The sequence below is a fragment of the Halomonas sp. HG01 genome, from assembly GCF_000968715.2.
GTDB lineage: Bacteria > Pseudomonadota > Gammaproteobacteria > Pseudomonadales > Halomonadaceae > Halomonas > Halomonas halophila.
Window position 1 is genome coordinate 3001851 of the sequence record NZ_CP022134.1, and the last position, 14327, is coordinate 3016177.

At 70.6% G+C, this 14327-nt stretch carries 13 protein-coding genes; 3 read left to right on the plus strand and 10 right to left on the minus strand.

The features are described 5' to 3' along the window. Positions 1-6 precede the first annotated feature (6 nt). Both UN84_RS14250 and pdxR read right to left on the minus strand, forming a co-directional pair. On the minus strand, positions 7-759 hold the full coding sequence (locus UN84_RS14250) for a TIGR01458 family HAD-type hydrolase (protein ID WP_046078262.1): 753 nt from the start codon (positions 757-759) through the stop codon (positions 7-9). A 105-nt stretch (positions 760-864) separates the two neighbouring features. Continuing rightward, positions 865-2376: a MocR-like pyridoxine biosynthesis transcription factor PdxR gene (pdxR, locus tag UN84_RS14255; RefSeq protein WP_046078263.1), complete on the minus strand. Its 1512-nt coding sequence runs from the start codon at positions 2374-2376 to the stop codon at positions 865-867. Between the two features lie 176 nt (positions 2377-2552). Between pdxR and UN84_RS14260 the strand changes: the two genes are divergently transcribed. Next, a complete protein-coding gene (locus tag UN84_RS14260; protein WP_052719291.1) occupies positions 2553-3164 on the plus strand; it encodes an FMN-binding negative transcriptional regulator in 612 nt (203 codons plus the stop codon). Between the two features lie 4 nt (positions 3165-3168). Here the strand turns inward: UN84_RS14260 and UN84_RS14265 are convergent, their stop codons facing one another. From UN84_RS14265 to UN84_RS14275, 3 genes are all read right to left on the minus strand, one after another. Further along, positions 3169-5058: an ABC transporter ATP-binding protein gene (locus UN84_RS14265; protein WP_046078264.1), complete on the minus strand. Its 1890-nt coding sequence runs from the start codon at positions 5056-5058 to the stop codon at positions 3169-3171. Between the two features lie 107 nt (positions 5059-5165). Beyond that, positions 5166-6173 carry a zinc-dependent alcohol dehydrogenase family protein gene (locus tag UN84_RS14270; RefSeq protein WP_046078265.1) on the minus strand — a complete coding sequence of 336 codons (1008 nt, stop codon included), beginning with the start codon at positions 6171-6173 and terminating at the stop codon, positions 5166-5168. Between the two features lie 65 nt (positions 6174-6238). Then, positions 6239-7438 (minus strand): M24 family metallopeptidase, encoded by a 1200-nt coding sequence (locus tag UN84_RS14275; protein WP_046078266.1) that lies wholly within the window; start codon positions 7436-7438, stop codon positions 6239-6241. A 126-nt stretch (positions 7439-7564) separates the two neighbouring features. Between UN84_RS14275 and UN84_RS14280 the strand changes: the two genes are divergently transcribed. Beyond that, entirely contained in the window at positions 7565-8284 is a 720-nt protein-coding gene (locus UN84_RS14280; RefSeq protein WP_046078267.1) for a YebC/PmpR family DNA-binding transcriptional regulator, read from the plus strand. Between the two features lie 121 nt (positions 8285-8405). Here UN84_RS14280 and UN84_RS14285 read toward each other — a convergent pair whose 3' ends face one another. From UN84_RS14285 to UN84_RS14305, 5 genes are all read right to left on the minus strand, one after another. Then, positions 8406-9179, minus strand: a complete 774-nt coding sequence (locus UN84_RS14285; protein WP_046078268.1) for an META domain-containing protein — start codon at positions 9177-9179, stop codon at positions 8406-8408. Between the two features lie 76 nt (positions 9180-9255). Next, entirely contained in the window at positions 9256-10665 is a 1410-nt protein-coding gene (gene dbpA, locus UN84_RS14290) for an ATP-dependent RNA helicase DbpA (protein ID WP_046078269.1), read from the minus strand. Positions 10666-10823: 158 nt separating this feature from the next. Next, the gene (locus tag UN84_RS14295) at positions 10824-11258 is read right to left on the minus strand and encodes a DUF4399 domain-containing protein (RefSeq protein ID WP_046078270.1); all 435 of its coding nucleotides are present in this window, start codon (positions 11256-11258) and stop codon (positions 10824-10826) included. Between the two features lie 144 nt (positions 11259-11402). Next, positions 11403-12533, minus strand: a complete 1131-nt coding sequence (locus UN84_RS14300) for a substrate-binding domain-containing protein (RefSeq protein ID WP_052719294.1) — start codon at positions 12531-12533, stop codon at positions 11403-11405. Positions 12534-12699: 166 nt separating this feature from the next. After that, positions 12700-13323, minus strand: a complete 624-nt coding sequence (locus UN84_RS14305) for a LysE/ArgO family amino acid transporter (protein WP_035597625.1) — start codon at positions 13321-13323, stop codon at positions 12700-12702. Positions 13324-13449: 126 nt separating this feature from the next. Between UN84_RS14305 and UN84_RS14310 the strand changes: the two genes are divergently transcribed. Then, positions 13450-14319 (plus strand): LysR family transcriptional regulator ArgP, encoded by an 870-nt coding sequence (locus UN84_RS14310; RefSeq protein WP_046078271.1) that lies wholly within the window; start codon positions 13450-13452, stop codon positions 14317-14319. Positions 14320-14327: the final 8 nt, after the last annotated feature.

The window sequence follows — 14327 nt, forward strand, 5'->3', positions numbered from 1 at the left end:
CGCCGCTCACTCGGGAAACCGGCGCGCCACCAGCGCCGCCAGGTCGTCCTCGCAGGCCGCACCGGGCGCCCGCGCCTCGTCGCCGTCGCGATACTTGCCGCTGCGCACCAGGCAGGCCTCGAGCCCCAGCTCGAGCGCCGCCGCCACGTCGCACTCGACGTCGTCGCCGACCATCAGCGCCTCATGCGGCTCGACGCCGGCATCCTCCAGCACGGCGCGGAAGAAGCCCGCGGCCGGCTTGCCGAGCACCGTCGCCTCGATCTCGGCAGCGTACTCCAGGGCGCGCACGAAGGGGCCCACGTCCAGGTGCAGCTCGCCGCCCTGGCGAAAATAGCGATTGGTGCCCACGGTGAGCAGCGGCGCGCCGCGCTGAAGCAGCCCGAAGGCGGCGTCCAGATGGCGGTAGTCGAGGCGCTCGGCGGCATCGCCCAGCACCACGGCGTCGGGATCGGCGGTATCGAGGCCGGCGAACTCGGGCTCGAGGTCGGGATGGATCAGCAGGTAGGGCCGCAGTTCGTGAGCGAGCAGATGGGCCCGGATCGCCGCCGGCGCGGTGAAGACCTGCTCGGGCGCCACCGCGAAACCGAGCTCGCGCAGCTCGGCATGGACCCGCTCGCTGGTCTTGCGCGAGGTATTGGTGACGAAGCGCAGCGCCAGCTCGCGTGCCTGCAGCCGGGCCACCGCCTCCACCGCGCCGGGCAGCGCCCGGCCGTCCTCGTGCAGCTCGCCGCTGATGTCGAGCAGTACGGCCTTGAGCATGTCGCCCTCCTCTCGAGAATCGCGCGGCCGCCTTCCCTCGAAGCCGGCCGCCTTCCGTCAGAGGATAGTGGAGCCCGGCGCCGGGGGCTCGGCCGTGCCCTTCGATCAGTTCCGTCGATCGACGCCATCGACCAGCGCCAGCCAGGCCTCGGCCAGCCAGCGTCCAGCGCGCAGGATTTCCTCGTCGCGGGTGCCGGCGTAGCCCAGCACCAGCCCCGGCCGCCCCGGCGCCTGCTGATAGAAACCGGACAGCGGCGACAGAGTGATGCCGGCCGCCTCGCCGCGCTCGACCAGGGCCGCCTCGAGGGCGGGATCGTCGAGCCAGGCCACCAGATGCATGCCGGCCTGCCCCTCCGAGAGCACCAGCCCCCGCGCCACGGCAGGTGCCAGCGCCCGCCGCAGCAGCGCCTGGCGCTGGCGGTAGCACTCGCGCATGCGGCGCACGTGCCGCGAGAAGTGCCCGGCGGCGATGAACTCGCCCAGCGCCGCCTGCACCGGGTACTGAGCCTCGCGATGCAGCCTCGCGTTGGCGCGACGGAAGGGCTCCACCAGCGGCGCCGGCAGCACCAGATAGCCGAGCCGGAGCCCCGGATAGAGCACCTTGCTGAGGGTGCCGACGTAGATCACCCGCGCCGCCTCGGTGAGCCCCTGGAGGGCGGCGACGGGCCGCTGGCCGTAGCGGAACTCGCTGTCGTAGTCGTCCTCCACGATCCAGGCGCCATGCGCCTCGGCCGCCTCGAGCAGCGCCAGTCGCCGCGCAAGGCTCATGGTCACGCCGCAGGGATACTGGTGGGAGGGCGTGAGGTAGATCAGCCGCGGGGCGCCGTGGCCCGCCGGCACGCGCGCCGGATTGAGGCCCTCGTCGTCCACCGGAGCCGGCACCAGCGAAAGGCCGGAGGCCTCGAAGCAGGCCCGGGCGCCGCCATAGCCGGGCTCCTCCATCCACACCGCCTCGCCCGGATCGGCCAGCATCCGCGCGATCAGCTCGAACCCCTGCTGGGCCCCCTGTACCACCAGCACCTGCTCCGGGCGGCAGCGCACCGAGCGCGACAGCCGCAGGTAATCGCACAGCGCCTCGCGCAGCGCCGGCACGCCGCCCTCGGCGCGATAGTCCCGCCAGGCCTCGGGGGCTCGCCGCCGGTGGCGCCGGAGCAGGCGTTGCCAGAGCTCGTCGGGGAAGCGGTCGAGGGCCGGCACGCCCGGCGGAAAGGCCTCGTGATGCCCGGCCGCGGCGCCGCTCAGTCGCAGCAGCCGCTCGCCACGTGCCGACAGCGCCGCCGCCGGCGGTGGGTCGTCCGACGTTTCCTGCGACGGCGCATCGACATGAGAAAACGGCAGATCGGCCACGTAGGTGCCGGCGCCGGGTCGGGCCTCCAGGAAGCCCTCGGCGACCAGCTGGTCGAGGGCGTCCAGCACGGTGTTGCGCCCCACGCCCAGCTCCCGCGCCAGGCGGCGGGAGGACGGCAGCCGGGCGCCGCTGGCCAGGCGCCCCGACTGCACCCAGTCGCGCAGCGCCCGATACAGGCGGCGCGTCAGCGGCAGCGAGGAGGACTCGCTCAATACCATGCCCAGCGCCTCGCCGAGCCAGTCGGCCCGCGCGGCGACAACCGGTTCCATCGTTTTCTCCAATAGTGGTTCTTATCAGGGAACCACTATGCCCACAGACTCCGAGGCTGTCATCGCCCATCGCCACTCAGTCCAAGGAGATCACCATGCAAGGCACGAGGACAGCGACTTCCCCGGCGCATGACACGACATCGACACGCCCCGGTCATCACCCTCGCGATACGCACATGCCCCTGGCGCAGGCCCGGGCGCTGATCGACGCCCACGGCTTCGCCACACTCACCGACGACCGCCTGCGGGTCAGCCATCTGCCCCTGGTGCTCGAGCGCGACGAGGGCGAGCTCGGCACCCTCTACGGCCACTTCGCCCGCGCCAATCCGCACGGGCACGAGCTGGACGGCCGGCGGGTGCTGGCGGTCTTCCAGGGTCCACACGGCTACGTGTCGCCGCGCTGGTACGCCGCCGGGCCGGCGGTGCCGACCTGGCACTACGCGGCCGTGCACGCCCGCGGCAGCGTCGAATGCCTCGACGATGCCGCCACCCTGGCCTCGATGGACGCCCTGGTGGCCCGGTACGAGCCCGAGCTGCTGAACGATGCGACGCTCATGAGCGTGGCCTATCGGCGGCGACTGCTCGCCGGCGTGGTCGGTTTCCGGATTCGGCTGGATGACCTGCAGGGAACCGCCAAGCTGGGCCAGCACCGATCCAAGGAGGATCGGGCTGGCGTGCTGGCCGGGCTGAGCGCCAGCGACGATCCGCTGGCCCGGCAGCTGGGGCGCTACGCCCGAGGCTATCTGGCGCAGGTGGTCGGGATGGACGACGAGGCCGCGCCTCGATGAAGGCTCAGCGCTCCGTGGTGGGTTCGGCGCGAGCGGCCTCTGCCTCGTCGCACTCGAGCCCCAGGAAGCCGCCGGACTGGCGCCGCCACAGCGCCGCGTAGAGGCCGTCGCGGGCCAGCAGCTCGCGGTGGCTACCGACCTCGACGATGCGCCCCTCGTCGACCACCACCAGCCGGTCGAGCATGGCGATGGTCGACAGCCGGTGGGCGATGGCGATCACCGTCTTGCCCGCCATCAGCGCGTAGAGCTGCTCCTGGATGGCGGCCTCGACCTCGGAGTCCAGCGCCGAGGTGGCCTCGTCGAGCACCAGCAGCGGTGCGTTCTTGAGCAGCACCCGAGCGATGGCGATGCGCTGGCGCTGGCCGCCGGAGAGCTTCACGCCGCGCTCGCCGACGTGGGCGTCCAGGCCGCGCCGGCCCCTGGGGTCGACCAGGTCGTCGAGGAAGCCGTCGGCGTGGGCCTGGCGCACCGCGCGCATGATCGCCTCGTCGTCGGCCTCCGGGCAGCCATAGCGGATGTTGTCGCGCACCGAGCGGTGCAGCAGCGAGGTGTCCTGGGTGACCATGCCGATGTGGCGGCGCAGCGATTCCTGGGTGACGCCGGCGATGTCCTGATCGTCGATCAGGATGCGCCCGCCCTGCAGGTCGTAGAAGCGCAGCAGCAGATGCGCCAGCGTCGACTTGCCCGCGCCGGAGCGGCCGATCAGCCCGACCTTCTCGCCCGGGGCGATGGTCAGGTCGAAGCCGTCGAATACCGGCCGTTCCAGCGCCGCCCCGGGGCGCGCGTAGCCGAAGCGCAGCGCCTCGAAGCGGATCTCGCCGCGGCTCACGGAAAGCTCGCCCGCGTCCGGCGCGTCCTGCACCGCCGGCGTGCGGGCGATGGTGTTGATGCCGTCCTGCACGGTGCCGATGTTCTCGAACAGGCTCGCTACCTCCCACAGGATCCAGTCGGACATGAAGCGGATGCGCATCACCAGGGCGATGGCCACCGCGATCACGCCGAGCGACACCATCTCCAGATACCAGGCGCCGATGGCCAGCGTCGCCACCGAGGCCAGCAGCAGCGAGTTCAGCGCCGTCAGCGACACCGACAGCCAGGTGGCCAGGCGCATCTGGCCGTGCACCGTGGTCATGAAGCCCTCCATGGCGTCGCGGGCGTAGGCCTCCTCGCGGCGGCGGTCGGCGAACAGCTTGATGGTCTGGATGTTGCTGTAGCTGTCGACGATGCGCCCGGTCATGCGCGCCCGGGCGTCGGCCTGGGCCATGGACACCGCGCGCAGCCGCGGCACGAAGATCCGCATCAGGGCGACGTAGCCGGCCAGCCACAGCACCAGCGGCGCCACCAGCCAGGGCTCGGCGCTGCCCAAGAGCCACATGGCGCCGACGAAGTAGACGACCACGTAGACCAGCAGGTCCATCAGCTTCATGACCGTCTCGCGGATCGCCAGCGCCGTCTGCATCACCTTCTGGGACACGCGGCCGGCGAACTCGTCCTGGAAGAAGGCCATGCTCTGGGCCAGCATCTGGCGATGCGACAGCCAGCGGCCGAGCATCGGGTAGTTGCCGAAGATGCCCTGGTGGGTCAGCAGCGAGCGCAGCAACACCAGCAGCGGCAGGCCCACCAGCACCAGCGCCGCGAGCCCCGCCAGGCGCCAGCCGTGGGCGGCGAAGAAGCCCTCGCGCTCGGCGCTGGAGAGCCAGTCGACCAGCTGCCCCATGCTGTGGAAGAACACCAGCTCCACCGCCGAGACCAGCCCCGCGACCACCGACATGGCCACCAGCAGCCCCGCCACCGGGCGCGAGTAGAAGCGGATGAAGGCGAACAGCCCGCGCGGTGGCACGCCCATCTCGCGCTCGGGATAGGGATCGACCAGGGTCTCGAAGAAGCGGAACATCGGCACCTCCGGGCAGCGGGCATGCCCCCAGAATGCGCGCGCCGCCGACACCCGGCAAGGGCGCGGCGGCGCAACGGGGCTACCCGCGGAGGTTCAGGCGGGAAGGATCACCATGTCAGGCAGATCTTGCCGAAGTGGCGGCCGGCTTCCTGGTGGCGGAAGGCGTCGGCGATCTCGCCGAGCGGGAACTCGCGATCGATCACCGGCACCATGCCGTTGGCCTCGATGGCGCGGATCATCTCCTGCTGCTGGGTGCGGCTGCCGACGATCAGCCCCTGCAGGCGCGCCTGCTTGGCCATCAGCTTGGCCGTGGGCACCTCGCCGCCGCGGCCGGTCAGCACGCCGATCAGCGAGATATGGCCGCCGATGCGCACCGCCTCGATGGACTGCGGCAGCGTGCCCGGGCCGCCCACCTCGATCACATGGTCGACGCCCCCGCCGCCGGTCAACGCCTTCACCTTGCGGCCCCACTCGGGCTCCTCGCGGTAGTTGATGACGTGCTCGGCGCCCATCTCGCGCAGCTTCTCGAGCTTGGCCTCGGACGACGAGGTGGCGATCACCCGCGCGCCCATCATGCGGGCGAACTGCAGGGCGAAGATCGAAACGCCGCCGGTGCCCAGCACCAGCACGGTATCGCCGGCCTTGAGGCCGCCGTCACCCACCAGCGCGCGCCAGGCGGTCAGCCCGGCGGTGGTCAGGGTCGCCGACTGGGCGTGGGACCAGCCCTCGGGCTGGCGGGTGAACCAGGTCGCCGGCCGCACCACCGCCTCGCGGGCATAGCCGTCGACGCCGTCGCCTGGCACGCTGGTGAAGTCGCCGTGGCGCGCCGGGCCGTCCAGCCACTCGGGGAAGAAGGTGGAGACCACCGCATCGCCGACGGCGAACTCGGTCACGCCCTCGCCGACCGCCTCGACCTCGCCGGCGCCGTCGGACATCGGGATACGGCCGTCCTCGGTGGGCATCGCGCCGGCCACCACGCCGTAGTCGTGGAAGTTGAGCGAGCTGGCGTGCAGGCGCACGCGGATCTCGCCGGGGCCGGGCTCGCCGGGTGCCGGCTGTTCGCCGAGTTCGAGATGATCGAGCCCGCCCGGGGCCTTGAGAGTCACGACCTGCATGCTGCCTCCTGATTCAATAAATAGCTTGCTAACGTACTCGACAATGAGGGCTACACGCGCGAGCTTCAAGGCCGCTCGTGCAATTGCCAGTCGTTGTCGGTGAGCGGCTCGCCCCCACCCGGGGTGACGCGCACGGTATCGCTCACGCCGATGCCGAAGCGCCCCGGCAGGCGCAGGCACAGCGGCAGGTGGAAGACCATGTCGGCCTCGAGCTCACGGGGCTGGCCGCGGGCGAGATAGCCGGTGCCCTCGACCCAGCTGGGCGGAAACTGGGCGCCCACCGAGTAGCCGAAGACGCCGGAGAAGAAGGCTCGCTCGGCGATCCCTGCGTTCAAGCCGGCGATGGCCGCCTCGCCGGCCCGGGCCGCATCGTCGAAGGTGTTGCCCGGCCGCAGTGCCGCGCACAGCGCCTCGAAGGCGGCCCGGCAGGCGTCGCGCAGCGCCCGCATCTCGTCGTCGGCGCGGCCGGCCACGACGGTGCTCATCATCGGCGCCGTATAGCGCTCGAAGGCCGAGCCGAACTCCAGGAACACCGGCTCGCCCGCGCCGATGGTGCGCCGCTTGTGGTTGACGTGGATGGTGCCGGAGCGCGGCCCCACGGTGACGATGGGCTGCAGGCTCATGAACTCGCTGCCCGCCGCCAGCATCGCCCGGGCGCCCTCCGCCGCCACCGCGCCGTCGCTGACGCCGGGCGCGACGACGTCCCGGGCGGCGCGGATGCCGAGCCCGGTGATCCGCGCGCTCTCGCGCAGGCAGTCGAGTTCCCACGGGCTCTTCACCAGCCGCAGCGCATCGACCAGCGCCCCGCCATCGTCGCGAAACCGCTCGGCGCCGAGCCGTTGCTGCAGCGGCGCCAGCACGCCGTGGCGCAGCCCGGCACTCAGCGGGTCGAGGCCGATGGCGCGATGGGGCGCCAGGGTCTCGGCCAGCGGCGCGATCACCTCCTCCGGGCTCTCCCAGCGATAGCCGAGGATCTCGTCGACCCGGGCGGTGACCACCGCCGGGCCGGTCTCGATGGATGGCACCTGCAGCACCAGGCGCGCGGCGTCGACCACCAGGCAGGCGTGCACCGAGACCTCGAAGGTGTGGTAGCCGGTGAGATAGTAGAGATCGGCGGGATCGGTGAGCAGCAGCGCGTCCAGTCCGGCGTCGGCCATGGCCTCGCGCAGACGCCGGCAGCGGGCGTCGAGCTCGGCCTCGGGCACCGGCACCTCGCTGCCGGCCAGGCGTTCGGCGAGGGCGTGGCGATAGGCGTGATGATCCATGCGGCGGACTCCAGCGGGTGGCCTGAGGCCAGTGTAGACGCCGGCGGCGGGAAAAATCAGGGCTGTCACCGGCGCCCGCTGTCTCGTAGAATCCAGTGCCGAGAACAGTCGCAACAGGAAAACGCAATGGGCAGGGCCTTCCAGAACCGCAAGGAATCCATGGCCAAGACGGCCGCCGCCAAGACCAAGGTCTACAGCAAGTACGGCCGCGAGATCTACGTCTGCGCCAAGCAGGGCGGCGTCGACCCCCACGGCAACCTGGCGCTGCGCGGCCTGATCGAGCGCGCCAAGAAGGACCAGGTGCCGTCCCACGTGATCGACAAGGCCCTGGACAAGGCCAGCGGCGCCGGCGGCGAGGACTTCGAGCCGGCGCGCTACGAGGGCTTCGGCCCGGGCAACGCCATGGTCATCGTCGAGTGCCTGACCGACAACCCGAACCGTACCATCGGCGACGTGCGCACCTGCTTCACCAAGACCAAGAGCAAGCTGGGCACCCCGGGCAGCGTCAGCCACATGTTCGACCACTGCGCCATCCTGGCCTTCCAGGGCAGCGACGAGGAGGCCGTGCTCGAGGCGCTGATGGAAGCCGACGTCGACGTCACCGACATCGAGAACGAGGACGGCCACATCACCGTCTTCGCGCCGCACACCGAGTACGCCAAGGCCAAGCAGGCGCTGATCGACGCCTTCGGCGAACTGGACTTCGAGACCGACGAGATTCAGTTCCTGCCCCAGGCCACCACTCCGGTGGAAGGCGACGACGTGGCGCTGTTCGAGAAGCTGCTGGACATGCTCAACGACGTGGACGACGTCCAGAACGTCTACCACAGCGCCGAGCTGCCCTGAGCCTCGATCCCTGAGCCCCAGGGCCAGCAACGAAAGCCCAGCAACGACAGCGCAGGAACGAAAGCGGCCGGCTCCCCAGGGAGCCGGCCGCTTGTCGTTGGTGACGCGGATCACGCAGGCGTCAGGTCAGATGGCGCACCTCGAAGCGCGCGATCACCTCGCCCTCGGCGTCGAGCAGCTCGAGCCAGTCGGCCCGCACCCGATAGCCGGCCACGTGCTCGAGCATGGCAAGGAAACGCGGTTCGAGATCGTGGCCCGGCACGCAGGCCATGCGCGTGCTCGCCACGGTGCCAATGCTCAGGGTATCGCCCTCGCGACGGTACTCGCCGGCCAGGCGGTTGCAGCCGCTGAAGCCGGCCAGCCGCCCTTGCTCGCCGTGAAAGACCAGATGCGGTTCGCGCGCGCCCTCGGCCACGTCGACGGGCTCGCCGCCCAGCTCGATCAGCTTCCAGTAACTATCCTCCAGGGTCTCGCTGACGAACTGCCCCGTGCGCTGCACACGGTAGTTCAGCGAGGACTCGATCGCGTTGCCCTCGAGATCGAGCATCTCGAGGGCAACGCCCCCGTCGACGATTCGCCACTGGCGAGGCCCCTGCCCGCCACCGCTCAGCGTCAGGGTCTCGCCGCTGGCATCCAGCGACCACTCGCCCTGCTCATGGAAGCGGCGCCCGTCGTCGTCGCCCAGATACACCGACGAGAGGGTGTAGACGCCGTCGGGGAACAGCGAGAGCCGGTAGTGAATCCCTGCACAGTCGGCACAGGGCAGCTCGCCGCGATAGCTGGCCGGCAGCTCGCCGAGCGCCGCTTCGGCCTGGGGTGAACGCTCGACGGCCGCACACCCCGCCAGCCACAGCGCCACCACCAGGAAATAGGAAAACTGAAAGAGTCGTTTCATGGGCCATCGTCCTGTTTGATGAGTCAAAAAGCGTGCTTTCGACCAGCGTGATGCCCCAAGGTTCGCCGCCCGGCCGTCAGCGGCTGATGCGGCGGGCACGGAAGGTACGGCCCTTGAGGCGGCCGCCGTTCAGCTGCGCCAGGGCGGACTCGGCCAGCTCGCGCTCGACGGCGACGTAGGTGCTGCGCGCGAGCACCTTGATCTTGCCGATCCGCGCCCCGTCGAGGCCGCCCTCGCCGGTGAGGGCGCCGAGGATGTCGCCGGGGCGGATCTTCTGCTGCTTGCCGGCGCCGAGCTGCAGGGTCGCCATGGGCGCCCGCAGGGGCGCCGGTTCGCCCCGCAGGCGAGGCAGCGCCTCGGCCTCCAGAGACTGGCCGAGGAAGGCCTCGAGCCGTTCCAGTCGATGTGCCTCGTTCTCACCGACCAGCGTGAAGGCCACGCCCTGGTGGCCGGCCCGGCCGGTGCGCCCGACCCGGTGCACGTGCACCTCGAGCTCCCGGGCGATGCGGTAGTTGAACACCGCGTCGAGCGCGGCGATGTCCAGCCCCCGGGCCGCCACGTCGGTGGCCACCAGCACCGAGGCGCTGCGGTTGGCGAACAGCACCAGCAGGCGGTCGCGGTCCTTCTGCTCCAGGTCACCGTGCAGCGCCAGCGCACTGATGCCCGCGTCGTCCAGGGCGGCGGCGAGCTCGCGGGTCTCCTGCTTGGTGTTGCAGAACACCACGCTGGCGGTCGGGCGCCGGTGCAGCAGCAGCAGGCGCAGGGCCTCGAAGCGCGCCGCGTCGTCCGCCACCCGGTAGAAGTGTTCGCGGATGGTGTCCTCGTCGTGGGGCTCCTCGATCGAGATCGCGACCGGGTCGCGGGTGCGCTCCTCGGCCAGCGGGCGCACGCTGTCGCCGTAGGTGGCGCTGAACAGCCAGGTCCGGCGGCTCTCGGGGGTCGCGGCGATGATCGCCTCCAGGGTCGCCTGGAAGCCCATGTCGAGCATGCGGTCGGCCTCGTCCAGCACCAGGGTGTCGAGGTCCGACAGCGCCAGGCTGCCCTTGCGCAGGTGCTCCTCCACCCGGCCCGGGGTGCCGACGACGAGATGGGCGCCGTGGGCCAGCGAGGCCAGCTGCGGCCCCAGGGGCGCACCGCCGCACAGCGTCAGCACCTTGATGTTGGGCAGGCCACGCGCCAGCCGGCGCAGCTCCTCGGCGACCTGATCGGCGAGTTCACGGGTCGGGCACAGCACCAGCCCCTGCACCCGGAAACTGGCCGGCGCGAGCCGCGACAGCAGGCCCAGCCCGAAAGCCGCGGTCTTGCCCGAGCCGGTGCGGGCCTGGGCGATCACGTCGCGTCCGTCGAGCATCGCCGGCAGGCTCTCGGCCTGGATCGGCGTCATCTGCCGATAGCCCAGCGAGTCGAGGTTGGCGAGCAGCTCGGCGGAGAGCGGCAGGCGAGAGAAGGCGCCGACGGCGGCGTCCTGGGAGGGGGCATCAGTCACGGGATGGACCTGTCTGGAACGGCATGAAAGCGGGAGGGCGACGCTACCCAGTTGCCGGCTTCGGGGCAAGGGGAAAAGTTGCCGGCTTCGGGGCAAGGGAAAAAGCTGCCGGCTCCGGGGCAAGGGGAAAAAGGCGTCGCGTACGCCCTCGCTGCCGCCTACTCCACGTGAACGGTGATGGGCTCGGAGGCCACGGTCGGCTCAAAGCTCAGGTGGCGATAGTCGAGAAACAGCAGCTGCAGGGTGTGATCGCCGGGCGGCAGCTCCAGGGTGACCTGGGTCTGGCCGCCGCCGAAGTGGCGGGTCTGCTCGGTGGAGGGCAGCGGCTGGGAAAGATCGACCTCCTCGAGGGGCGTGTCGATCAGCAGGTGATGGTGGCCGGTGGCCTCGGCCTCGGTGCCGGCCGGGGCCACGCCCATGCCCTCGAGCCCCATGCGCACGGTGACGGGCCCGCTGACGGTGGCGCCATCCTCGGGGGAGATGAAGTAGACCTCGGCGTCGGACGGCGCCGCGACGGGCTCCATCTGGGCCAGGGCGACGGCCGGCAGCGCGGCGGCCAGCGAGACGATGCATCCTGCAAACCAATGACGCATGGCGATACCTCGATAGAAGAAAGCTGGAAGTGTCAGGACGGTCCTGCGCCCGATGTCTGCCGGGCGGCCATCCGCGAGCGTGACGGCTTCAGTGTAGCAATCACGTGCCATCGGGCCGACCGGGTTCACCAGCGCATGCCGGCGCTAGCCATCGTCGGACGACTCGCTCAGACGAAAGGCACGCCGCTTCAGCTCGTCGATGCGCTCGGGCGGCGTGTCGCGGGTCACGCGAACGATATCGCCGGCGAAGATCGCCGGCACCCGGGCCTGCTGCCCGAGCATCACCATGCGCATCGCCTCGGCCATGGCCACGCCGTTGTCGTCGTTGATACGCATGGCGGTGACGTCCAGCCCGCCCGGCCCCAGCGCTTCGAGCTCCGCCGAGCCCCCGCCCCAGCCGTTGATCAGCACATCCAGGCGATCGGTCTCGCGCAGCGCCCGCAGCGCCGCCAGCGCCACGTCGGTGGAGGCGGCGAAGATCATCGTCAGGTCGGGATGCGCCTCCAGGGTGCGCAGGGTCTCGCGGTAGGCCCTTTCCGGGTCGCCGTCGGCGCTGATGCTGGCCACCCGTTCCAGCCCGGGATGGCGACCCGCCATGCCCACGAAGGTGTCGCTGCGCATGCGGCCGACGTAACCGGACGAGAAGCTCAGCGTCATGTACTTGCCCCGATAGTCGGCCTGCTCGAGCATCCACTCGGCGATCAGGCGCGAGCCTTCCTCATGATCGAAGCCGACGTAGAGAAAGGGCGGATCGTCTTCCCACTCGGCCAGCGGCGTGGTGACGTTCTGCAGGATCAGTCGCGGACGGCCCAGCGCCAGCACCCGCTCGATCATGCGCAGGTGGGGCACGGTATCCAGGGTGAACACCAGGTAGTCCGGGCGCCACTGAAGGGCGTTGGTGAGCTGTCGGGCCTGGAGGTTCACGTCCACCGTCGGCCGCGACATGTAGACCTTCAGCTGGTACGGCATGTCCAGTGCGCGCAGCCTGGCTTCCATCGACGCCAGGCTGCGTCGCCAGTAGTCCGAGGCCTGAAGGGCCGGGTAGATGACAGCAATGCGAATCTCGCGAAGAGGAGGCGTGGACAGCGGCACCGCAGGCCCCCTGACCCGGGCGGACAGGTCCGCCATGAGCGCCTGCTGCTCGGGGTGGCGCTGCATGTACTCGTCGACCCTCACGAAGTCGCTCGAGGCACCGAGCACGCCTCCCGACACGGCGGCCATCCATAGCCCCAGTACCAGCCCGGCAAGCCGGACGATCGATTGGCATCCGGCCATTTTCGATCCTTTGTTGTGTTCCCGCTTCGCCCGCGATCCCGATCGGGCACCAGTCCGTCACTGTAGCGCATGACACGGGGCACTGGCGACGCGCCAGTTGTGGCGGAACGTCGGCCAACCAGTCGCCATCTCCATATAATTAAAAGCTAATATTAAGGATCGATCCTCAGGCCATGGCCCCGGGCGGGGCGATGGCCAGCTGCAGGGCGATGGCCGCCATCATCATGCCGATGGCCCCGTCGATGCAGCGCCAGGCCAGCGGCCGCGACAGCCAGGGCGAGAGCAGCGCCCCACCCCAGGCCAGCAGGCTGAACCACAGGATGGAGGCGCTACCGGCGCCGACCACGAAGGCCACGGCGCTGTCCTGCTGGGCCCCGATGGAGGGAATCAGCAACAGGGTATCGAGATAGACCTGGGGATTGAGCACCGTCACCGCCAGCGTCGCCAGCAGCACCCGGGCGATGCCGGAGTCCCTGGCCGCATCCGCCTCCACCGCCAGGCCGGCTCGTCCGGCGGCGGCCCGGTACAGCGCCTGGATGGCCAGCCAGCCTAGGAAAGCCACCCCCAGCCAGCGCAGTGCCGCCAGGGTGCCGGGAAACGCCAGCAGCAGCGTGCTCATACCGAACATGCCCGCGGTCAGCAGCAGCAGGTCGGTGCTCATGCACAGACCGGCCGACCACCAGTGATAGCGGCGCCGCACGGCCAGCCCCAGCACGTAGGCGTTCTGAGCGCCGATGGCGACGATGATCCCGCCGCACACCACCAGCCCGGCCAGATAACTCTCCAGCATCGATCCTCCCGATCTCCCGGTGATTCCCTCACGGCACCGGGCAATCCCGGGCCTTCGATGGCGCCAGACTAGCCGCGGATCGCTATACTGAAAAATCATCTTCTTAATACTGCATCAGTTTTGCTTATGATCGACTACAAGCTGCTCGAGGCACTGGCCACGGTGATCGAGACCGGCGGCTTCGAGCGCGCCGGCGAAGCGCTGGGACTCTCGCAGTCGGCGGTGTCCCAGCGCATCAAGGCCCTGGAGATCCGCCTCGGCCAGCCGGTGCTGATCCGCCATCCGCAGCTGGCCCCTACCCCGGCGGGGCGCCAGCTGCTCAACCACTACCAGCAGGTGCAGCTGCTCGAACGCGACCTGCGCAACGCCCTGCCGACCCTGGACGCCGCCTCGCCACGGATGCGCATCGCCATCAACGCCGACAGCCTGGCCACCTGGTGGGCCGGGACCGTCGCCGACCTGTGCCGCGACGAGGGGCTGCTGCTCGATCTGGTCATCGAGGATCAGGACGTGGGCCTCAAGCGGCTGCGCGACGGCGAGGTGGCCGCCTGCCTGTGTGCCAGCGACCAGCCCATCGCCGGCGCCCGCTGCGTACCGCTCGGCACCATGGTCTACCACCCTTACGCCACCCCGGCCTACATCGCCCGCCACTTCCCGGACGGCCCCACCGAGACGGCCTTCCGCCACGCTCCGGCGATCGTCTACGGCCCTCACGACCAGCTGCAGCACCGTTTCCTCGCCCAGTGCGGCTATCACGGCGCCTTTCCCTATCACCTCTGCCCCTCGTCGGAGGGCTTCGTGCGCCTGGCCACCGCCGGCATCGGCTACGGCATGATGCCGCGACGCCAGGTGGCCGAGCTGGAGGACGCCGGGCGACTCGCCAGCCTGGCCCCGTCGCACTGCCTCGAGGTGCCGCTCTACTGGCACTTCTGGCGCCACAGCGGCGCGCTGCTGGAACGACTGACAAGCGCGCTGGGCGAGGTGCAACTAACCTGAGCAGACGG

What these genes read in the sequence shown, in the direction of transcription:
- UN84_RS14250 (WP_046078262.1), bottom strand. Translation starts at nt 759, where the DNA reads ATGCTCAAGGCCGTACTGCTCGACATCAGCGGCGAGCTGCACGAGGAC.
- pdxR (WP_046078263.1), bottom strand. Translation starts at nt 2,376, where the DNA reads ATGGAACCGGTTGTCGCCGCGCGGGCCGACTGGCTCGGCGAGGCGCTG.
- UN84_RS14260 (WP_052719291.1), top strand. Translation starts at nt 2,553, where the DNA reads ATGCCCCTGGCGCAGGCCCGGGCGCTGATCGACGCCCACGGCTTCGCC.
- UN84_RS14265 (WP_046078264.1), bottom strand. Translation starts at nt 5,058, where the DNA reads ATGTTCCGCTTCTTCGAGACCCTGGTCGATCCCTATCCCGAGCGCGAG.
- UN84_RS14270 (WP_046078265.1), bottom strand. Translation starts at nt 6,173, where the DNA reads ATGCAGGTCGTGACTCTCAAGGCCCCGGGCGGGCTCGATCATCTCGAA.
- UN84_RS14275 (WP_046078266.1), bottom strand. Translation starts at nt 7,438, where the DNA reads ATGGATCATCACGCCTATCGCCACGCCCTCGCCGAACGCCTGGCCGGC.
- UN84_RS14280 (WP_046078267.1), top strand. Translation starts at nt 7,565, where the DNA reads ATGGGCAGGGCCTTCCAGAACCGCAAGGAATCCATGGCCAAGACGGCC.
- UN84_RS14285 (WP_046078268.1), bottom strand. Translation starts at nt 9,179, where the DNA reads ATGAAACGACTCTTTCAGTTTTCCTATTTCCTGGTGGTGGCGCTGTGG.
- UN84_RS14295 (WP_046078270.1), bottom strand. Translation starts at nt 11,258, where the DNA reads ATGCGTCATTGGTTTGCAGGATGCATCGTCTCGCTGGCCGCCGCGCTG.
- UN84_RS14300 (WP_052719294.1), bottom strand. Translation starts at nt 12,533, where the DNA reads ATGGCCGGATGCCAATCGATCGTCCGGCTTGCCGGGCTGGTACTGGGG.
- UN84_RS14305 (WP_035597625.1), bottom strand. Translation starts at nt 13,323, where the DNA reads ATGCTGGAGAGTTATCTGGCCGGGCTGGTGGTGTGCGGCGGGATCATC.
- UN84_RS14310 (WP_046078271.1), top strand. Translation starts at nt 13,450, where the DNA reads ATGATCGACTACAAGCTGCTCGAGGCACTGGCCACGGTGATCGAGACC.